This window comes from Nostocoides japonicum T1-X7 (assembly GCF_001046855.1).
Lineage (GTDB): Bacteria > Actinomycetota > Actinomycetes > Actinomycetales > Dermatophilaceae > Nostocoides > Nostocoides japonicum.
This window is the reverse complement of sequence record NZ_HF570958.1, coordinates 735,714-755,667: the sequence shown is the minus strand read 5'-3', so window position 1 is coordinate 755,667 and position 19,954 is coordinate 735,714. Positions and strand designations below refer to the sequence as shown.

Sequence of the window (19,954 nt, the reverse complement as noted above, 5' to 3'; positions counted from 1 at the left end):
CCGCCGACCGTCGAGCGCCAGTGAGCGGCCGACCCCCGCCTCACCACGAGGTGTGCAGCGGCCGTCCCTCGGCGAACCCCGACAGGCTCTGCAGCCCGACGACCGCCCGCTCGTGGAACTCCTCGAGGGTCCGGGCACCCGCATACGTCATCGACGAGCGGAGTCCGGCGACGATCTGGTCGAGGACGTCCTCGACGCCCGGCCGGGCGGGGTCGACGTACATCCGGGCCGTCGAGATGCCCTCCTCGAAGAGCGACTTGCGGTCGCGGTCGTATGCCGAGTCGCCCGCCGTGCGGTTGCGGACGGCGCGCGCGGAGGCCATCCCGAAGGACTCCTTGTATGCCCTGCCGTCGCCATCGGTGAACAGGTCGCCGGGCGACTCGTGGGTGCCGGCGAACCACGACCCGATCATGACGTTCGAGGCGCCGGCCGCCAACGCGAGGGCCACGTCGCGCGGGTGGCGGACGCCGCCGTCCGCCCAGACGTGCCGGCCCAGCTCGCGCGCCGCGGTGGCGCACTCGAGGACGGCGGAGAACTGCGGGCGGCCGACGGCGGTCATCATCCGCGTCGTGCACATGGCGCCCGGCCCGACGCCGACCTTGACGACGTCTGCGCCTGCCTCGATGAGATCCCTTGTGCCAGCGGCAGATACGACGTTGCCCGCCACAATGGGGACCCGCGGGTCGAGGCCGCGGACGAGTCGGAGGGCGTCGAGCATCCGCTCCTGGTGGCCGTGGGCGGTGTCGATGACGAGGACGTCGGCGCCCGCGTCGAGCAGCTCCTTCGCCTTGCGCGCGACGTCGCCGTTGATGCCGACGGCGGCAGCGACCCGCAGCCGTCCGGACGCGTCGACCGCGGGCTCGTAGAGACCGGCGCGCAGCGCACCGGCGCGGGTGAGGATCCCGACGAGGTTGCCGTCGTCGTCGACGACCGGCGCGAGCCGGTGCCGGATCCGGGACAGCTCGTCGTAGGCGGACTTCGGGTCGAGCCCGTCCCGCAGGGACTGGACCTCGCGGACCATGACGTCCTGGACCTGGGTGAACCGGTCGACCCCGCCGAGGTCCCGCTTGGTCACCAGCCCCACGGGCCGGCCATCGGTGACGACGATGGCGGCGCCGTGGCTCCGCTTGTCGATGAGGACGAGGGCCTCGCCGGCCGTCGTCTCCGGGTCGAGGGTGATCGGGGTGTCGACGACCCGGTGTCGCGACTTGACCCCCGCGACGACATCGGCGACGACGTCGGTCGGGATGTCCTGCGGGATGACGACGATGCCGCCTCGGCGGGCCACCGTCTCGGCCATTCGGCGTCCTGCGATGGCCGTCATGTTCGCGACGACGACCGGGATCGTCGTGCCGGACCCGTCGACCGTCGAGAGGTCGGCGTCGAGCCGGCTGCTCACGTCGGAGCGACTCGGCACCATGAAGACGTCGTCGTACGTGAGGTCGACCTGGGGCTGCATACCGTTGAGGAACTGCACGTCGGTCGAGTCTACGGTGAGGGCGATGGGGCAGGATCGGACGCATGAGCCTCATGGCGCCGACCGCCGCTGACGCGGGGCGCCGTCGAGGCCTGCGCCGGATGCGGACCCTCGCCCTCTCCCTCCTCGTCCTCGCGGCAGTCGTCTACCTCGCGACGCTGCACGTGCGGGACGAGACGCTGTGGGGGTATGTCAACACGGCGAGCGAGGCGGCCATGGTCGGTGCGCTCGCCGACTGGTTCGCCGTCACGGCGCTGTTCCGGCACCCGCTCGGCCTGCCGGTCCCGCATACCGCGATCATCCCCAAGCGCAAGGACGAGCTGGGACGGAACCTCCAGACGTTCGTGACGGAGAACTTCCTCACCGAGGACATCGCCCGCGAGCGACTCGCGGCCGCGCAGGTCGGGCGGCGCCTCGGCCGGTGGCTCGAGGACCCGCGGCACCGCGACCGGGTGATGACCGAGGGACTCCGCGCGGCGCGGGCGGCCCTCGATCGACTGAGCGACGAGGAGGTCCGGGCGTTCGTCGTGGACCTCCTCATCCCGCGCCTCGTCCGCGAGCCGGTGAGCCCCATCGCGGGGTCGCTCCTCGAGGGGGTCGTCGCCGACGGCGCCCACCACGGCCTCGTCGACCTCTCCCTCGAGCAGCTGCACCAGTGGCTCGAGGAGAACCCCGGCACCTTCCACGACCTCATGGGCGAGCGCGCCCCGTGGTGGACGCCGCCGTGGCTCGACGAGCGCGTCATCTCGTGGAGCTACCGCCAGGTCCTCGACTGGGTCGGGGAGATCCGCGCCCGTCCCGATCATCCGGCGCGCATCGCCTTCGACGACCTCCTCCGCCGGCTCGCCGACGACCTCCAGCACGACCCCGTCGTCATGGAGCGCACCGAGGCGCTCAAGACCCGCCTGCTCACCCACCCCCAGGTCGGCCCGACGACGCTGAGCCTGTGGCGCTCGCTGCGGACGTCGATCACCGCGGCGATGGACGACCGCACGTCCTATCTGTGGCGTCGCGGCGACGAGCTGCTCACCCATGTCGCCGAGCACCTGACGGGCGAGGACCCGGCGTGGCGGGACCGGCTGGAGAGCAACCTCGCCGACGTCGTGTCGTTCGCCGTGAACACCTACGGCGACGAGCTGGCGGGCGTCATCACGCTCACCGTCGAGCACTGGGACGGCAAGGAGGCCGCGCAGCGCATCGAGCTGTTCGTCGGCCGCGACCTGCAGTTCATCCGGATCAACGGCACTGTCGTCGGCGCCCTCGCCGGTGTCGTCATCCATGCCCTGACCCAGGTGTTCACCTGAGCCGATCGGCGCGCTGCTCGGCGCACGGCTCGCGCGCGGCTCGCGCGCCGCCGAGCCAGACGGCGCCCTCCTGGTCTAGGCTCCCAGCGTCGATTGGCAACGGCGTCGTCGACGACGCCTGACCGAGAGGTGGCCCCGAGATGGCCGGCACGTTCGAGGTGTACAAGGACAAGGCAGGCAAGTACCGCTTCCGGCTCAAGGCGAGCAACGGCCAGGTCATCGCGGTCGGCGAGGCCTACGAGAGCAAGGCCTCCGCGATGAACGGTGTGGCCTCGGTCCAGAACAACGCGCCCGGCGCGAAGGTCGTCGAGACCGAGTCCTGAGCCCGGCCCCCCCCGCGTCCGTAGGCCAGCGGCCAGGGCCGGGACGTCGGCGGCGTGCGCGAGGATAGGCGTATGCCGTTCGACGGGATCCCCTTCGCCGCGCTCGACTTCTACGAGGACCTCGAGGCCGACAACTCCAGGACCTGGTGGCTCGAGCACAAGCACGTCTACGACGAGCAGGTCCGGGCGCCCATCGAGGCGCTCGGGGCCGAGCTCGAGGACGAGTTCGGCCCCGCCAAGGTGTTCCGGCCCTATCGGGACGTCCGGTTCGCCAAGGACAAGACGCCCTACAAGACACACCAGGGCGCGTGGTTCGGCGAGTCGCACCGCTACCTCCACGTGTCTGCCGCCGGGCTCTTCGTCGCGGGCGGCTACTGGCACATGTCGTCGGCGCAGGTGGGCCGGCTGCGGCGCGCGGTCGCCGACGACGTCGCCGGCGCGGCCTTGGAGACCGCGCTCGCCGATCGGGCGGTCCGGCGGCTCGAGGTCGGGGGCGAGATGCTCACCCGCGTGCCGTCCGGGTTCGACAAGAACCACCCGCGAGCCGACCTCCTCCGGCGCAAGGCGCTGACGGTCGGCCGCGACCTCGGCTTCCCGGCCTGGCTGCCGACGCGTCGCACCCTCACCGAGGTCCGCCGGCAGTGGCGCGCCATGGAGCCGGTCGTCGTCTGGCTCGACCAGCACGTCGGCGAGGACTGACCACCACGGAATCCGCCCTTCGGGCGGGTCGGCCGGTTGGTGCACAGGCCCCGATCGGGTGCCAGATCGCCAGGCGCCGGGGCCGGTCGGCTGGCTCGGTTGGTGCACATCTCCCGATCGGGGGCTCTGCACCACTGGGGATGTGGCCCGGCTGGGTGGCTGGTTGGTGCACAGACCCCGATTGGGTGCCAGATCGCCAGGGCCGGGGCCGGTCGGCTGGCTCGGTTGGTGCACATCTCCCGATCGGGGCCTCTGCACCACGCGGGATGCGGGTCGCGCGCCGGAGCCGGGTGGGAGGATGCGGCCACGGCGACGACGCCCACACCCCTCCGGAAGGCGATGAGATGAACGTGGCGGACGGACTGCTCGACGCGCTGGAGCAGCAGGTCGTGCAGGTGACCGACGACATGGTCGCGTGGCGGCATCACCTCCATGCCCACCCCGAACTGTCGAACCGGGAGGAGCAGACGGCCGCCTTCGTCGCCGACCGGCTCCGAGGGGCGGGCCTCGACGAGGTCCGCACCGGCATCGCGGGCCACGGCGTCGTCGGGGTGCTCCGAGGCGGGCTGCCGGGGTCGCGGGTGGCGGCCCTCCGCGCGGACATGGACGCGCTGCCCGTCCTCGAGGAGTCCGCGGTGGGCTTCGCGTCCAAGGTGGTCGACGAGGCATACCCCGGAGGTCCCTTCCCCGTAGCGCACGCCTGCGGCCACGACTGCCACATGGCGACGGCCCTCGCGGCGGCGCACGTCCTCGCGGCCGTCCGGGACCGGCTGCCGGGAACCGTCCTCTTCGTCTTCCAGCCCGCCGAGGAGGGCCCGCCGGGTGACGAGCCGGGCGGCGCCCGGGCCATGCTCGACGCCGGAGCCTTCGACGACCCGGTGCCGACGATGGTCTTCGGTAGGCACGTCTCGCCCCTGCCGCGCGGCGTCGTCGGTTACCGGGCGGGCCACCAGTACGCCGCCTCCTGCCGGGTCCGGATCACGGTCGAGGGACGGCAGACCCACGGGTCGACGCCCTGGCTCGGCATCGACCCCCTGCCGGCCGCCGCCGAGATCATCGCCGCGACGGGGCAGATCTACCGCCAGGTCCCCGCATACAACCCGATCACCGTCTCCATCGGCCACGTCGAGGACCAGGGCCGGTTCAACATCGTCGGCGAACGGGTCACCCTCTGGGGCACGACCCGGTGCATCGAGCCTGGAGACATGGCCACCGTCCAGGCCAACCTCCGTCGGCTCGCGGAGCATCACGCCGCCGCGTACGGCTGCACGGCGACCGTCGTCTTCGACCAGGACGTCCCACCCGTCGACAACACCGAGGAGTGGCTGGCACGCGTGCTCCCCGCCGTGCGCCGGGTCGTCGGCCGGGACCGGGTCGTCGAGGTCCCGCCGACGCTCGGGTACGACGACGTCTCGGTGTTCACGGCCGCCTTCGGCGGGGTCTACCTCATCTACGGGGTCCAGGACACCGAGGTGGTGGGGTCCGAGATCGTGCCGCTACCCGACGGTCGGGGGATCGCGCCGAACCACAGCCCTCGCTTCTACGCCGACGACGCCGCCCTGGTGGACTGCCTGCGTATCCACGTCCGCGTCCTCGCCGAGCACCTCCACGCGCAGGAGGGGTAGCCCTAGCCTCGGGCGTAGGCCACGCCCCCGTCGACGACGAGCGTCGAGCCGACGACGTAGTCCCCCGCGCGGGAGGCGAGGTAGATGGCGGCCGCGGCCATGTCCTCCGGCTCGCCGATGCGCCGGGCGGGTATGCCGGCGACGACCTCGTCCGCCTGGTCGCGAGCCGCGCGGTTCATGTCGGATGCGAACGCCCCTGGGGCGATGGCGCTGACGACGATCCCCTCGGGCGCCAGCCGGAGCGCCATCTTCTTCGTGAGGTGGATGATGCCGGCCTTGCTGGCGTGGTAGCTGTACGTCTCCCACGGGTTGGGCGAGATGCCGTCGATCGAGGCGATGTTGATGACCTTGGCCGGCCGGGTCCGGGTCGCGGCACGCAGCTGCGGCAGGAGCGCCTGGGTGAGGAAGAAGGGCGCCTTGAGGTTGACGTCCATCACCTTGTCCCATCCGCTCTCGGGGAACTCGTCGATGGGCGCACCCCAGGCGGCACCGGCGTTGTTGACCAGGATGTCGAGGACGGGTTCGCGCTCCACGAGCCGGGCGACGAGGTCGGCGATCCCGGTGGTCGTCGAGACGTCGGCGGGCAACGACACACACGGCCCGTATGCCGACAGCTCGGCGGCCGCCGCGTCGCAGGCCTCCGCCTTGCGGGCGGTGATGTAGACCCGAGCCCCTTGCTGGAGGAGGCCTTCGGCGATCATCCGTCCGATGCCGCGGGACCCGCCGGTGACGAGCGCGACGCGACCGTCGAGCGAGAAGAGGGTGCTGGTGTCCATGGTGTCTCCAGTCGGTGCTGCGGGTTGGCGGTGGGGGTCGGGTGGTTGGTTGGTTGGTGCAGAGGCCCCGATCGGGTGCCAGACCGCCAGGGAGGGGTCGGCGGGCGGGCGGCAACCCTGGTCAGCCGGCGGCGAGGACCCGGGCGATCTCGCGTCGCGCGAGCGAGCTCTTGTGGACCTCGTCCGGACCGTCGGCGAGCCGGAGCGTCCGCACGTGGGCGAACCACTCCGCCACCGGGAACTCCTGGGAGACGCCCCCGCCGCCGTGGGTCTGGATGACCTTGTCGAGGATCCACTCGACGGCCGACGGGGTGGCGATCTTGATGGCCTGGATCTCGGTGTGGGCGCCGCGGTTGCCGACGGTGTCCATGAGCCAGGCCGTCTTGAGGACGAGCAGGCGCAGCTGCTCGATCCGCACCCGCGACTCGGCGATCCAGTCGCGGACGACCCCCTGGTCGGTGAGCGGCCCACCGAAGGCGACCCGGCCGGCGGCGCGGCGCACCATGAGCTCCAGCCCCCGCTCGGCCATCCCGATCGCCCTCATGCAGTGGTGGATCCGCCCGGGCCCGAGGCGGGCCTGGGCGATGGCGAACCCGTCGCCCTCGCCGGCGATCAGGTTGCTCGCCGGGACGCGGACGTCGGTGAACACGACCTCCGCGTGACCGCCGTGGTCACGGTCGGTGTAGCCGAACACGTGCATCCCGCGGACGACGTCGACACCGGGTGTGTCGCGCGGGACGAGGATCATCGACTGCTGGCGGTGGCGGTCCGCCGACGGGTCGGTCTTGCCCATGACGATCATGATCGCCGCGTTCGGGTTCATCGCCCCTGACGTGAACCACTTGCGGCCGTTGATGACGTACTCGTCGCCGTCGCGGACGATCGAGGTCTCGATGTTCGTCGCGTCGGATGACGCGACGGCCGGCTCCGTCATCGCGAAGGCAGACCGGATCCGCCCGTCGAGCAACGGTTCCAGCCATTGCTCCTTCTGCTCTGCGGTGCCGAACTGCGCGAGCACCTCCATGTTGCCCGTGTCCGGGGCGGCGCAGTTCGTCGCGACCGGCGCGAGATGGATGCTGCGCCCGGTGATCTCGGCGAGCGGTGCGTACTGGAGGTTCGTCAGGCCCGCGCCCTCCTCACCGGGCAGGAAGAGGTTCCACAGCCCGCGCGACCTCGCCTCCGCCTTGAGCTCCTCGACGACCGGCGGTGGGCACCACGCGTCCGGGGCGGCGGCCAGCTCCTCCTCGTACCGGGACTCGGCGGGATAGACCCGCTCCTCCATGAAGGCCGTGAGCCGCTCGACGAGCTCGGTGGTTCGGGTGTCCGGTGCGAAGTCCATGGGGTGACTGCCTTGTTCGGGGAGGGACGGTGGGGTGATGGTCAGAGGACCTGAGCGGCCGGGGCGAGCCCGAGGACGTCGACGAGCGCGGTCCGGGTGGCTGACGCCTCGCGGTGCAGGATGCCCCGCATACCCAGTCGCGTTGCGGCCTCGACGTTCTGGCGCAGGTCATCGACGAAGGCGACCTCATGGGGCGCGAGCCCGAGCCGCTGGCAGGCGATCTCGTAGAGCCGTCGCGACGGCTTGCGGACGCCTTCGACCCGGGAGATCACCTGCGCGTCGAACATGTCGTCGAGGTCGTATCCGGCGTAGCAGTCGCGGCCGAGGGAGTTGGAGATGAGGCCCACCTTCACCCCGTGGGCGCGGACCTCGGCGACGAGGGCGACCATCGCCTCATCGCGCCCCAGATACCCCTGCATCCGGGCGAGGAGGCCGGCTGGACCGACGGCGATCCCGGCGTCGCAGAGCGCGGCGGCGAGCGCCTCCTCGAAGCCCTCGTCGTCGAGCCGCCCCTCCTCGTGGTCGACGAGGGCCCGTGAGGCCGCCGGGTCCTGGGACAGCAGCCGCAGGACGAGACCGCGGTCGCCGCCGAGGTCCTCGCCGAACCTCGAGAAGCCCGCGAGGACGCTCGTCGTGAGCACCCCGCCGAAGTCGAAGAGCACGCCCCGGACCGAGGTGGACGACGTCATCGAAGGGACGCCTGGTAGCGACGCATGCCGGCGAGCCATCGGTCGTGGTCGGAGGCCTTGCGGCGGAAGAACTCGAGCACCTGCGGGTGGGGGAGGATGAGGAACTGCTCGGCCTCGAGGCCCGCGACGACGATCTCCGCGACCTCGTCGGGCTCGAGGACGTCGCCGGCCTCGGTGACCGCCCGGGTGCTCTGCCGGTCGAGGGCGTTGTCCGACTCGGCGCCCCCGGTGAGCATCGCCGTCCGGACGCCCATCGGGCACAGGCAGCTGACGGTGACGCCCTGGTCGCCGTAGGTGACCGAGAGCCACTCGGCGAAGCCGACGGCCGCGTGCTTGGTCGTCGAGTAGATCGCCGACCCGATCTGGGTGAGCAGGCCGGCGGCGGAGGCCGTCGCGAGGAAGTAGCCGCTGCCCCGCTCCACCCAGCCGGGGACCATCACCTCGGCGGCGCGGACGTGAGCCATGACGTTGACGTCCCAGGCGGTGGCCCACTGCTCGGGGGTCCCGAGCTCCCGGCCCCCCATGACGCCCGCGTTCGCCGCATACAGGTCGACCGGCGTCCCGAAGGTGCGCTCCGCGAGGTCCCGGACGGCGACGATGTGGTCGGTCGCGGAGGCGTCGCCGGCGAGCGCGACGACGGAGTCCGCGTTCCCGGCGGAGATCCGCTCGGCCGTCGCCGCGAGGGCCGCCTCGTCGAGGTCGGTGACGGCGACCCGCATACCCTCGGCGACGAACCGTGCGGCAAGAGCCGCGCCGATGCCGCCCCCTGCTCCGGTGACGATGCCGACCTTTCCGTCGAGGCGCATGCGATGGCGCTCCTTCCGCTCGAGATGATCGAGCCGTTTCCGTCATGTCCTGCTCGCCTCGCGGTTCTCCCGCTGGGAGCAGCCGACGCACGTGCTCGCGGTGCCGTCGTAGGCTGTGACCCTATTCTGAACCTAACCTCAGGTTCAACGACCGGACGACGTCCATCCATCGCGAAGGAGCGCCATGACCTCGACACCCCTGCGCCCGACGAGCATCGCCGACGTCGAGGAGCTCGTCGGCACCGAGCTCGGGCCGACCGACTGGCATACCCTGCCCCAGGAGGACATCGACGCGTTCGCGGACCTCACGGGCGACCACCAGTGGATCCACGTCGACCCCGAGCGCGCGGCCGCCGGACCCTTCGGCGGGACGATCGGGCACGGCCTGCTCACCCTCTCGCTCGGGCCGGCGATGACGGAGCAGCTGATGGCCTTCGACGGCTTCGCGCACGCCCTCAACTACGGCTACGACAAGGTGCGCTTCCCCCATCCTCGACCGGTCGGGTCCCGCGTGCGGATGCGGGCGACGATCACCGACGTCACCCGGGTGGGCGACGACTCCGCCCAGGTCACGACGACCCAGGTGTTCGAATGCGAGGGGATCGACAAGCCGGTGTGCGTCGCGCAGTCGATCGGCCGGTTCACCGTGAGGAGCGCGGAGTGAGCGTCACGGCGCGGCAGGTGCGTCTCGCCTCTCGTCCCGTCGGCTTCCCCGACGAGTCGACGTGGGAGCTGACGACGGAGGAGCTCGGCGCACCCGAGGACGGCCGGTTCATCGTCGAGATCGACCACGTGTCCATCGACCCCGCGATGCGGGGCTGGCTCAGCGACGTCCGCTCCTACGTGCCGCCGGTGAAGATCGGCGCCGTCATGCGCGCGGCCGCGACGGGCACCGTCATCGAGTCCGCTCACCCCGACTTCCCTGTGGGGCAACGGGTTCGCGGCACCTTCGGCGTCACGACCCATGCGGTGTCCGACGGCCGGGGCGTCGACGTCATCGATCTCGACGTCGCCCCGCCGGCCACCTGGCTGGGGGCCCTCGGAATGCCCGGTATGACGGCATACTTCGGCCTCTTCGACGTCGGGCGGCTGCGCGACGGCGAGACCGTCGTCGTCTCGGGCGCCGCGGGCGCGGTCGGCAGTGTCGTCGGCCAGCTCGCGAAGGCCCACGGCTGCCGCGTCATCGGCATCGCGGGTGGCCCCGACAAGTGCGCCTGGCTCGAGGAGATCGGCTTCGACGTCGCGATCGACTACAAGTCGACGAACGTCCTCAAGGCGCTGCGGTCCGCTGCACCCGAAGGCATCGACGTCTATTTCGACAACGTCGGTGGAGACATCCTCGACGCTGCGCTCGCCAACCTGCGGATGCACGCCCGGGTCGTCCTCTGCGGCGCGATCGCCAGCTACAACGACGAGAGTCTCCCGCCCGGGCCGCGCCGCTACATGTCCCTCCTGGTGTTCCGCGCCTCGATGACCGGCTTCCTCGTCTTCGACTACGAGGACCGGTATGCCGAGGGGGTCGCCGAGATCGGCCGGCTCATCGGGAGCGGCGACCTCGTCGCCCGCGAGACGATCGTCGAGGGAGGCGTGGAAGCCTTCCCCGAGGCGCTGCTCGGCATCTACCGCGGCATCAACACCGGCAAGCTGGTCCTCGCCCTCTGACGTTTTCCCTCCACCCCGCGACCGGTCGACGCGACCCCGTGCGGGGTCTCGGGCCGTTGTGGGGAAGATGGTTGGCGTCATAGCTCTGGCCATCTTCCCCACAAGGTCCGCCGGTCGGGTGGCGTCAGTCGGTCGGGCCCGTGCCGGTGGCGTGCTTCGCGCGAGCGCGGAGGGCATCCTCCTGGAGGGCCGAGATGTGCCGTCGGGCGAGGACCATGAACTGCCGGGTCGCCGGCGACAGCCCGCCGCCGGCCCGGGTCACGAAGGCGAAGCGCTCCTCGAAGGGCGGGTCGAGGGTCGCCCAGGTGACCCGGTTCGCGCTCTCGTGGGAGCGGGCGACGAGGTAGGAGACGAGCGTGTCGCCGACCCCGTTCGCCGCCAGCTCCATCGCGGCGGACTGCACCTCGACCTCGACGAAGGGCTCGACGACGACCCCGGCGGCTCGAGCCCGCTCGGCGATGCTGCGTCGGAGGGGGTCGTCCGCGCGCCACCTGGCCTCGGAGAGCACGAGGTCGGCGCGGGCGAGGTCCTCGATGGTGACCGGCCGCTGTGTCCGGCGGGCATCGGCGCTGACGTAGACGACGGTGTCGACGAGCAGCGTCCTGCCGACGACGAGGCCCTGGGTGTCGACGGGCAGTTGGACGAGGCCGGCCTCGAGGTCGCCCGCGCGGACGGCCCGGGCCACCTCGGAGGAGTTGAGTCCGACGATCTGGATCCGCACGTCGGGGTAGCGCTCGTGGAACTCGGTGATGAGCGGCGTGAGCAGGTAGCGGTGGGCGCTGCTGAAGGTGCCGAACGACACGAGGCCGCCGGTGAGGGTCGTCGCCTCGCGGGCCGTCGCGGCGACGAGGTCGGCGCTGCGCAGCGTCGCCTCGGCAAGGGGGACGAGGAGCCGGCCGACGTCGGTGAGCCGGAGCGACCGGTTCGTCCGGACGAACAGCGTCGCGCCGAGGGCGCGCTCGAGGCGGCGGATCTGCTCGGACAGGCTCGGCTGGGCGACGTGCTCGTGCTCCGCCGCGGCCGAGAACGAGCCGTGCTCGACCGAGCTGAGGAAGTACGACAGCTGGCGCAGGGTCGGGCCGTCGCTCATCCCCCCAGGCTATAGGCGCAGCCTTGGGCTGGGCTCGGAAGAACGCCATCGACGGGCACGCATCGTCGCGTCGATACTTGTCCGGTAGCCGACAACCGTGCCCTGAACGGGAGTCCACCCGAGCCGCCACCGCATCCGAGGAGACCCATGCCGACAGCCGTCGTCACCGGAGCAGCGAGCGGCATGGGTCGGGCCACGGCCGAGGTCCTCGCCGAGGGCGGATGGGACGTCCTGGCTCTCGACCGGGTGGCGACGAGGTATGCCACGGGCGGCCGGACGCTCGAGACCGTCGCCGTCGATGTCACCGACCGGCGCCAGGTCGCCGACGCCGTAACGGCATACCTCGCCGGGGCCGGGGGAGCGTCGCGACCGGCGGCGACGGATGGCGACTCCTCTCCGAGGATCCAGCTCGTCGCGAACATCGCCGGGGTCTATCCGCCGACGACGCTCGACACCTTCGACGATGCGACCTATCGCCGGATCTTCGACGTCAACGTCCTCGGCGTCCTCAACGTCACCGCCGAGGCATCGCCATACCTCGGCGAGGGGTCGGCCGTCGTCAACTTCGCGTCCGTGGACGCCTTCACCGTCTCGCGTGGACAGCTGCTCTACGGCGCGTCCAAGGCCGCGGTCGTCATGCTCACCAAGTCCCTCGCCCTCGAGCTGGCCGGCCGCGGCATCCGGGTCAACGCCATCGCTCCCGGGTGGGTCGACACACCGGGCAATGCGGCGACCGGCCGGATGGCCGAGGCGGCCGCCGCCATCCCCCTCGGCCGGGTCGCCCGGCCGCGCGAGATCGCCCACTGGGTCGAGCTGCTGGCCGGCCCGGACGCGGGCTTCATGACCGGCGAGACCGTCGTCCTCAGCGGCGGCGACGTCATCCGCTGACCCCATCATCACGCACCGAAAGGACCGTTCGAATGCCCCGCTACTGCGTCATCGGCGCCGGAGCCGCCGGCGTCTCCGCCCTGCACGAGCTGCGCGCCGCCGGGCACGAGGCCGACTGCTTCGAGAAGACCGACCGCGTCGGAGGCCACTGGCATACCGACTATGACGCGCTCCACCTCATCACCTCCCGGGACATGACCCACTTCGAGGACTTCCCGATGCCCGGCGAGTACCCGCACTTCCCGCGGCGGGACCAGGTGCGCGCCTACATCGAGTCGTATGCCGAGGAGCGCGGGCTCTACGACGTCATCCAGTTCGACACGGCGGTCGAGTCGGTCACCCCCGTGCCGACCGAGGGCCCCGTCGGGTCGGCGGGCTGGGTCGTCACGACGAGCCGCGGGACGGGCACGTACGACGGCGTCCTCGTCGCCAACGGCCACCTGTGGGACGCGAAGATCCCCGACGTGCCCGGCGAGTTCACGGGCAAGCAGCTGCACTCCAGCGAGTACTCCAACACCGACGACATCGAGGGCACCCGAGTCCTCGTCGTCGGCGCCGGCAACTCCGGTTGCGACCTGGCCGTCGACGTGGCCCAGCACCGGCTCGAGGCCGACATCGTCGTCCGCGACGGGAGGTACTTCCAGCCGAAGATGTACTTCGGCCGCCCCCGGCAGCAGCTCGACTTCCTCGCGGAGTTCTCCCCGTCCGAGCAGGACCTCATCGCCCGGCTCCTCGCCCGCGTGTCGATCGGCGAGAACAAGGACTACCCGGGTCTGCCGGTTCCCAAGCATCGCAGCCTCGCGGAGGGGGCGACGGTCGTCAACGACCTGCTCCTCTACTGGATCCACCACGGCCGGGTCACGGTTCGCCCGGGGATCGAGCGGTTCGACGGGCGCACGGTCCACTTCGCCGACGGCACCTCCCGGGACTACGACACGATCCTCTGGGCGACGGGCTTCCACGCGAGCGTGCCGTTCCTCGACGAGTCCCTCCTGCGCCGGCAGCGCGAGGTGCCGGTGCGCTACGGCGCGGGCATCGTCCCGGAGGGGCTGGAGAAGCTGTACTTCATCGGCCTCATCGCCCCACGAGGGCCGCAGATCCCCATCTACGGCGTCCAGGCGAAGGTCGTCGCCCGCATGATCGGGCTGCACGAACGGGTCGGTGGTGCGGGAGCCGGGATCGCGGCATACCTCGGGAGCCTCCAGGAGCCCGAGGACCGCATCGACATCGTCCGCGATGTGTGGCTCGGCCAGCTCGCCGACACCGAGCGTCTCCTCGACGCCCTCGAGCACCAGCCCGCCACCGTCGCCGGCTGAGCCGCCGTCGCCCCCTGATCCGGCCCGACGCCGGGACCCTCGCCGACCGTCGCGGGCCGTCGTCGGGAGCCCGGGGAGCCGGGACCGCCATCGTGGACAATGGCGACCGAGCGAGCGGTGTTGTCCGCGCGGAGGGCGAGGAGCGCATGACCGGACCAGGCGGGCGGCCCGTGACCGTCGTGACCGGCGGCGGGCGGGGCATCGGCGCAGCGACCGTCGAGCTGCTGGCGGCCGCCGGTCATGCCCTCGTCGTCGGCTTCCTGAGCGACGAGGACGCCGCCGAGCGCACCGCGGCCGCGGCTCGACGGGCCGGTGCGGAATGCCTCGTCGTGCGGGCCGAGGTGAGCACCGAGCCGGGCGCCGAGGTGTTGTTCGACGCGGCCGTGGAGCGCTTCGGAGGGGTGACCGGTCTGGTCAACAATGCGGGGCTCACGCTGCACATCGGCGATCTCGCCGACACACCGGTCGAGGTGATCCGGCGGGTCATCGACGTGAACCTCCTCGGCACGGTGCTGTGCGCCCGGCGGGCGGCGCAGCTCATGTCGACGCGTCACGGCGGGCGCGGCGGAGCCATCGTCAACGTCTCGTCGTCGGCGGCGACGCTCGGCAGCGCCCACGAGTACGTGCACTATGCCGCCGCCAAGGCGGGTGTCGACGCGCTCACCGTCGGCCTGGCGCGCGAACTGGCCACCGAAGGGGTGCGTGTGAACGCTGTCGCGCCGGGCATCGTGCGCACGGAGATCCACGCGGCCGCCGGCGACCCCGGCCGGGCCGACCGCGTCGCCGCGCGGGTTCCCCTGGGACGCGCCGCCGAGCCGTCCGACATCGCTCCGGCGATCACGTGGCTCCTCGGTGACGAGGCGCGCTATGTCACCGGCGCCACGATCCGCGTCGCGGGCGGCCTCTAGCGGGAACGCCGCGTCGGCCATCTCGTGGCGCCGCTGCGCCGGCCGCCATCACCAGACCTCCTGGGTATGCCCCCGTGAACCGGCACCTCGTCGTCGGAGGACCGCTCGCCGCCGCGACCTCGGCTCACCACAAGAGAACCTCGTGGGAGCGACACTGGAGCCATGGTCACCGCTCCTGACGGAGCGCCCGAGGCAAGGAGCAGCCCATGGTCGTCGGTGGTCGCAACCGGGTCTCGTGGGCGGACCTGCCGGCAGTGGTCCGCGCCGAGGTCGAGGAGCGGCTCGGAGGCTCCGTCCGAAGCGCGACAAGCATGCCGGGCGGGTTCACCCCGGGGCTGGCGAGCGTGCTGGAGTCCGACTCCGGTCTCCAGGTCTTCGTCAAGGCGATCTCCGCGGCGGTCACGCCTGAAGGACCTGCGATGTACCGTCGCGAGGCGACCGTCAGTGCCGCACTGCCGTCCGCGGCCCCTGCTCCTCGGCTCCGGTGGTGGTTCGAACTGGCCGATTGGGTGGTGCTGGCCTTCGAGCACGTCGACGGTCGACCTCCGGATCTCAGCCGCCCGGATGATGCGGTCGCCGTCCTGGACGTCTATTCGCGCTTGGCGGCGTCGTTGGACCCGGCCCCGCTTCGGGCGCCCACCTTCGCTGAGGCCTGCGCGGACGATTTCGGCAACTGGGCCGCCTTCTGTCGCCAGGGTGTGCCGCCCGGTCTGGTCGACCTCGGCTCCTGGATACCGCGAACGGTCCCACGGCTCGCCGAGCTGGAGGCGGCCTGGGCGCGAGCGAGCGCCGGGACCTGCCTGCTCCACGGCGACCTACGGGCCGACAACATGCTGATCACCGCGACCGGCGATGTCGTTGTCGTCGATTGGCCCGAGGCTTGCGTCGGCGGGCCCTGGGTCGACCTGGTGCTCGCACTGCCCAGCTTCGCGCTGCTGGGGCTGGACCCGGAACATGTCGTGCGCCGTCACCCACTCACCCGCGATGTGGAAGCCCCTGCGATCGATGCGCTCATCGCCGCGGTCGCCGGCTTCTTCGCCAGTCGTTGCCTGCTTCCCGCGCCGCCCGGCCTGCCGACCGTGCGCGACTTCCAGCGTCGACAGGCGGTGGCGGCTCTGCTGTGGCTGCGCGCGCGAGACGGCAGACTCGCCGACGGTTGACCACCGTCAAGCCTTCGACGAGCGCCTGGCCGATCATCCCGTCGAATGGGTCACAGTGATGCGGAGGCAGTGCCGACGCGGCGATCGCATGATCTGCGGAGATCGACAGCACCGCGAAGTCCGAGTCGCATGCGTGCTCAGCCAACTGCCCTCACAGTGGTCAGGGCCATGTCACCGGCGCCGCGATCCGCGGCGCCGGTGCCCTTCAGCCGGCCGGGTCCCCATCGTCCATCTCAACCAGGCCGTCGCTGTTCGTCACGGGCAGGCACCCCGTCATGGTGGAGCGCGACGCCGCATACGACGAGGGCGATCCCGAGCAGGTCACGCCACCCGGGGACCTGGCCGAGGACGACGAGGCCGATGACCGTGGCCATCGCCGGCAGGAGGGCGAGCATGAGGGCGAAGGTCGCGCGAGGCAGGCGGGCCATGGCGAGCTGGTCGGTGACGTAGGGGATCACCGAGCTGCAGACACCCACCCCGACGCCCCAGGCGAGCCACCACGGGTGCGTGAGGGCGGGCACGGCGGCCGCGACGCCGATCGGAGTGGCGGCGAGGGCGGCGATGAGCATCGAGGCCCCGAGCTGGTCGATCCCGCTCATCGGGTCACGCCGAGGGGCGTCCTGGATCGGAGCGATCGGGGTCGTGGCGATGTGGTGGCCGAGGATCACGTAGAGCATGAACAGGACGCAGTTGCCGAAGGCGAAGACGAACCCGAGCGGCTCGCCGGTGATGCGGAGGTCGGTGAGGACGAAGACGCCACCGACTGCCAGGGCGAGGGCGAGCGCGTTGCGATGCGTCCGGGCTCCGAGCGTGGCCAGCGCGACCGTGCCGAGGAACTCGATCGCCCCGACGGTGGACAGCGGGAGCCGGTCGCACGCCAGGTAGAACAGCGAGTTCATGGCGGCGAGAACCACACCCAGCCCGACGAGGACGCGCCGTTGGGAGATGTCGAGGCGCTGCCACAGCCGCCACGGTGAGCGCCAGCAGCCGAACACGACCGCGGCCGACGCGATCCGCAGCCAGGCCACGCCGAGCACCCCGACATGGGCGAACAGCAGCACCGCGAGCGAGGGGCCCAGGTAGTGGAAGACCGCGCTGACCCCGAAGAACGACACCGGCGGCAACCGCTCCACGAGGCCGGCTCGGCCGGTGCGTCGTCCGCTGCCCGTCGCGGCCCGGTCGGTGGCCATCTCCCCATTGTCGAAGGCATACGCTCGGTATGCCATAGGATCCTGTAGGTCTAGACTGCGTTGCTTCAACGATATGAAGGTGAGATGCGTGACTGACCGTGGCTTCCATGATGACCGGATCGACGATGTCAACGCCCGCCTGCTCGCCGAGCTGCACGCCGACCCCCGGATCACGATGTCCGAGCTCGCGCGGCGCGTCGGGATGTCCGCGCCGGCCGTGACCGAGCGGGTGCAGCGGATGCGCGCCAGTGGCGTGATCACCGGCTTCCGCATGGACGTCGACCCCGCGTCCCTCGGGCTCCCGGTCACCGCGTTCGTCCGGATCCGGCCCGCACCCGGACGGCTCGAGAAGCTGGCCGCGCTCGCGCGGTCCGTCGAGCAGGTCAGCGAGTGCTACCGCATCACCGGCGAGGACTGCTTCCTTCTCAAGGTCCATGCCCCGTCGGTCGAAGGACTCGAATCGGTCCTCGACCAGTTCCTCGCCCACGGGCAGACGGTCACCTCTCTCGTCGTCTCCACCCCTGTCCCGCCCCGGCCCCTGCCGCTCTCCAGGTAGCACCGGGCCTGGCCGGTGTGCCCGGAGATGGCCGGCCGACCATGCGGGGGAGCCGTGTGTCGGACCTGGTCGCTATGGGCTCACGAGCAACCGATGACGTGGTCGCGCTGCTGGTCGAGTTCGTCGACCACGTCGCCGCTTGGCCCCCCCGCCGCTCATGGGACTCGGCGCGGTCCTGCTCCGGGCGCAGCCCGGCGTCTCGATCGGCGTGGGCGACCCAGTTCCTCAGACAGGACTCGGAGATCCCGAAGTCCTTCGCGACCTGCATCAACGTCACCCCCCGCTGATGCTGGTGGGCGACCCGGACGACGTCGTCGCGGAACTCCTTCGGATGGGGCTTGGGCATGGTGCGCATCCTCTCCCGCGGCACCTCACGGCACCACGGACTCGGTGTCACCTATCCGTGAAGCAGTCCCGAGCAGCCCTGCTGGCTCTCGCTGGAAGACTGCGTCGGCGAGACCGCTAGAGACGCCAAGCGACGCAGACGTGCGCCGCAGATTATTGATTGGTGCAGTTCGCCGAGGCCTCCGAACCCTCGGCTTCACGCGTGAAGGGCCCCTGACCTGCAGGTTTGTGTGGGCCCCGTGGGGCTCGAACCCACAACCTACGGATTAAAAGTCCGCAGCTCTGCCAGTTGAGCTAGAGGCCCTCGGCCCGAAAGCCTACGGCAGGCCGGGGCGCGGGCCCTCGTCGGCGACAGACCGAGCCTCGGGAGGACCATGACGACGCCAGGCTGTTCCTGACCAAAGAGTGCGCACCGGCGCGGGAGTGCCAGACTGAACGACATGTCCAGTGATCCCGGACGCGCCGTCCCCCGTCGACCAGCTCCGCTCGGTCCGGACGCCATCGAGGAGTACGGCGGCATCGCCCGCGGCCCCGCGGAGATCACCGAGGCCGCCCACGAGACCGCCGCCGCCATCGTCGGTGCCGGACGGGCCGCCCACGACCCCGCCATCACCAGGCGGCTCGTCGACCTCGTCGACGACCTCGGCCTCTCGACGATCGCCGACCTGTGGAGCGACCGGCCGGCCCGGTCACTGCCCGGTGCGCTCTGGCGCCTGTATGCCATCCGCGAGTGGGTGCGCCGGTCACCGACCGAGGTGAGCAGGGAGTATGCGGCCGGCATCCGCTTCACCGACGTCAGCCATGCCGTCGCCGGCGTCGCCGAGCCGCCCGGGGCGGATGAGGTTCGCCGATTGACCGACGACGTCCTCGCCGGCGTCTTCGAAGGCGACCTCGCCATCGCCCTCGACCGTGCGTCCGCGTTCTGCGCGGTGATCTCCGCGGGGCGGGCCGACATCGCCGGGGACGCGCACGGCCCCACCGACGCCGGCCTCGCCGCGAGCTCGCTGACCCGCCGAGCGGCCTCGATGCTCCAGACGAGCCACGATCTGCACGCCTGCGCCCAGTTGTGGCGCGCCGGTGAGCTCATCTGACACCAGGAAGGGCCAGGTGGGGGTTCTCCAGGTCGGGAGCCGGCCCGGCAGGTGTGGGCTTTCCGTGGTCGAGTTGCCCAACTGTCCACGACAACCCCGCACGTGCCGAGTCGTTGCTGTCCAGGTCGGGATTCGGCGGCATCTTCTCGGCACGTGCGGGAGGAGGCCCGGCAGGTGTGGGCTTTCCGTGGTCGAGTTGGCCGACTGACCACGACAACCCCGTACGTGCCGAGTTGTTGCTGTCCAGGTCGAGATTCGGCGACATCTTCTCGGCACGTGCGGGAGGAGGCGTGAACCGGACCGAGTCGTTCGGCGCTGCCGATTCCTTGTGGGGAAGATGGTTAGAGCTATGACGCTAACCATCTTCCCCACAAGGAATCGACGCGTCGCGTCGGGACGGCATCAAGTCGGCAGGTGCGGGGTTGTCGTGGTCGCGGAGCCGTTCCGACCACGGAATGCCCGCACCTGCCGCAAGGGTGACGTGGGGACGTCACGCACCCGATCGGGGGCGGCAACCAGCCCTTCCGGGAACATCGGACCACCCGATCGGGTTAGAGTCGTGGGCGGTGCCGGGCTGCGGCAGCCCCGGGTCCCAATTTCAGCCGCTACGAGCGGCCACGCGCCGTGAGGCGCTCCCGGCCCGGCACCACCACCCTCTCCTGCGCGGGCGGTCACTCTCTCGCCCGCGCCGGACGGTCACTCTCTCGCCC

General features: G+C 71.4%; 20 protein-coding genes and 1 tRNA gene. 12 read left to right on the top strand and 9 right to left on the bottom strand.

The window, feature by feature from the left end; genetic code table 11:
- Positions 1-40: 40 nt before the first annotated feature.
- A complete protein-coding gene (locus BN12_RS03385; RefSeq protein WP_048550082.1) occupies positions 41-1,477 on the bottom strand; it encodes a GuaB1 family IMP dehydrogenase-related protein in 1,437 nt (478 codons plus the stop codon).
- Positions 1,478-1,521: 44 nt separating this feature from the next.
- Here BN12_RS03385 and BN12_RS03380 point away from each other — a divergent pair, with 44 nt between their 5' ends.
- The 4 genes from BN12_RS03380 to BN12_RS03365 all read left to right on the top strand — a co-directional run bounded on the left by BN12_RS03380 (position 1,522) and on the right by BN12_RS03365 (position 5,428).
- Positions 1,522-2,781, top strand: coding sequence for a DUF445 domain-containing protein (locus BN12_RS03380; protein WP_048550080.1), 1,260 nt, complete (start codon positions 1,522-1,524; stop codon positions 2,779-2,781).
- A 140-nt stretch (positions 2,782-2,921) separates the two neighbouring features.
- Positions 2,922-3,104, top strand: coding sequence for a YegP family protein (locus tag BN12_RS03375; protein ID WP_048550078.1), 183 nt, complete (start codon positions 2,922-2,924; stop codon positions 3,102-3,104).
- 72 nt (positions 3,105-3,176) lie between these two features.
- Positions 3,177-3,803 carry a DUF2461 domain-containing protein gene (locus BN12_RS03370; protein ID WP_048550076.1) on the top strand — a complete coding sequence of 209 codons (627 nt, stop codon included), beginning with the start codon at positions 3,177-3,179 and terminating at the stop codon, positions 3,801-3,803.
- 344 nt (positions 3,804-4,147) lie between these two features.
- Positions 4,148-5,428, top strand: coding sequence for an amidohydrolase (locus BN12_RS03365; RefSeq protein WP_048550074.1), 1,281 nt, complete (start codon positions 4,148-4,150; stop codon positions 5,426-5,428).
- Positions 5,429-5,430: 2 nt separating this feature from the next.
- On the opposite strand, the gene BN12_RS03360 is transcribed toward BN12_RS03365, so the two are convergent.
- The 4 genes from BN12_RS03360 to BN12_RS03345 all read right to left on the bottom strand — a co-directional run bounded on the left by BN12_RS03360 (position 5,431) and on the right by BN12_RS03345 (position 9,038).
- Positions 5,431-6,204, bottom strand: coding sequence for a glucose 1-dehydrogenase (locus BN12_RS03360; RefSeq protein WP_048550072.1), 774 nt, complete (start codon positions 6,202-6,204; stop codon positions 5,431-5,433).
- A gap of 121 nt (positions 6,205-6,325) precedes the next feature.
- The gene (locus tag BN12_RS03355) at positions 6,326-7,543 is read right to left on the bottom strand and encodes an acyl-CoA dehydrogenase family protein (RefSeq protein WP_048550070.1); all 1,218 of its coding nucleotides are present in this window, start codon (positions 7,541-7,543) and stop codon (positions 6,326-6,328) included.
- 41 nt (positions 7,544-7,584) lie between these two features.
- Positions 7,585-8,232: an HAD family hydrolase gene (locus BN12_RS03350; protein ID WP_048550068.1), complete on the bottom strand. Its 648-nt coding sequence runs from the start codon at positions 8,230-8,232 to the stop codon at positions 7,585-7,587.
- Complete coding sequence (locus tag BN12_RS03345; RefSeq protein ID WP_048550066.1) at positions 8,229-9,038, bottom strand: SDR family oxidoreductase; 810 nt, start codon at positions 9,036-9,038, stop codon at positions 8,229-8,231. The genes BN12_RS03350 and BN12_RS03345 overlap by 4 nt, the downstream gene beginning before the upstream one ends.
- A 184-nt stretch (positions 9,039-9,222) precedes the next feature.
- Between BN12_RS03345 and BN12_RS03340 the strand changes: the two genes are divergently transcribed.
- Together BN12_RS03340 and BN12_RS03335 are read left to right on the top strand one after the other, a co-directional pair.
- Complete coding sequence (locus tag BN12_RS03340; RefSeq protein ID WP_048550064.1) at positions 9,223-9,702, top strand: MaoC family dehydratase; 480 nt, start codon at positions 9,223-9,225, stop codon at positions 9,700-9,702.
- Positions 9,699-10,700 carry an NADP-dependent oxidoreductase gene (locus BN12_RS03335; protein WP_048550062.1) on the top strand — a complete coding sequence of 334 codons (1,002 nt, stop codon included), beginning with the start codon at positions 9,699-9,701 and terminating at the stop codon, positions 10,698-10,700. Before BN12_RS03340 ends, BN12_RS03335 begins: the two co-directional genes overlap by 4 nt.
- Positions 10,701-10,824: 124 nt before the next feature.
- Here the strand turns inward: BN12_RS03335 and BN12_RS03330 are convergent, their stop codons facing one another.
- Positions 10,825-11,790 (bottom strand): LysR family transcriptional regulator, encoded by a 966-nt coding sequence (locus tag BN12_RS03330; RefSeq protein WP_048550060.1) that lies wholly within the window; start codon positions 11,788-11,790, stop codon positions 10,825-10,827.
- A gap of 147 nt (positions 11,791-11,937) precedes the next feature.
- Between BN12_RS03330 and BN12_RS03325 the strand changes: the two genes are divergently transcribed.
- From BN12_RS03325 to BN12_RS03310, 4 genes are all read left to right on the top strand, one after another.
- On the top strand, positions 11,938-12,678 hold the full coding sequence (locus BN12_RS03325; protein WP_048550057.1) for an SDR family NAD(P)-dependent oxidoreductase: 741 nt from the start codon (positions 11,938-11,940) through the stop codon (positions 12,676-12,678).
- Positions 12,679-12,710: 32 nt separating this feature from the next.
- Entirely contained in the window at positions 12,711-13,994 is a 1,284-nt protein-coding gene (locus tag BN12_RS03320) for a flavin-containing monooxygenase (RefSeq protein WP_048550054.1), read from the top strand.
- Between the two features lie 170 nt (positions 13,995-14,164).
- A complete protein-coding gene (locus BN12_RS03315; protein ID WP_235432282.1) occupies positions 14,165-14,902 on the top strand; it encodes an SDR family oxidoreductase in 738 nt (245 codons plus the stop codon).
- Between the two features lie 206 nt (positions 14,903-15,108).
- Positions 15,109-16,062 (top strand): phosphotransferase, encoded by a 954-nt coding sequence (locus BN12_RS03310; protein ID WP_048550050.1) that lies wholly within the window; start codon positions 15,109-15,111, stop codon positions 16,060-16,062.
- Positions 16,063-16,295: 233 nt separating this feature from the next.
- Here BN12_RS03310 and BN12_RS03305 read toward each other — a convergent pair whose 3' ends face one another.
- Positions 16,296-17,252 carry an EamA family transporter gene (locus BN12_RS03305; protein ID WP_083454917.1) on the bottom strand — a complete coding sequence of 319 codons (957 nt, stop codon included), beginning with the start codon at positions 17,250-17,252 and terminating at the stop codon, positions 16,296-16,298.
- Between the two features lie 88 nt (positions 17,253-17,340).
- Here BN12_RS03305 and BN12_RS03300 point away from each other — a divergent pair, with 88 nt between their 5' ends.
- Positions 17,341-17,808 carry an Lrp/AsnC family transcriptional regulator gene (locus BN12_RS03300; protein ID WP_200901132.1) on the top strand — a complete coding sequence of 156 codons (468 nt, stop codon included), beginning with the start codon at positions 17,341-17,343 and terminating at the stop codon, positions 17,806-17,808.
- On the opposite strand, the gene BN12_RS26660 is transcribed toward BN12_RS03300, so the two are convergent.
- A complete protein-coding gene (locus tag BN12_RS26660) occupies positions 17,750-18,154 on the bottom strand; it encodes a transposase (RefSeq protein WP_407667776.1) in 405 nt (134 codons plus the stop codon). The genes BN12_RS03300 and BN12_RS26660 overlap by 59 nt on opposite strands.
- Before the next feature lie 230 nt (positions 18,155-18,384).
- Positions 18,385-18,457: transfer RNA gene (locus BN12_RS03290), tRNA-Lys, on the bottom strand.
- A gap of 136 nt (positions 18,458-18,593) precedes the next feature.
- On the opposite strand from BN12_RS03290, the gene BN12_RS03285 reads away from it, so the two are divergent.
- A complete protein-coding gene (locus BN12_RS03285) occupies positions 18,594-19,244 on the top strand; it encodes a hypothetical protein (protein ID WP_048550045.1) in 651 nt (216 codons plus the stop codon).
- The last annotated feature ends 710 nt before the right edge of the window (positions 19,245-19,954 follow it).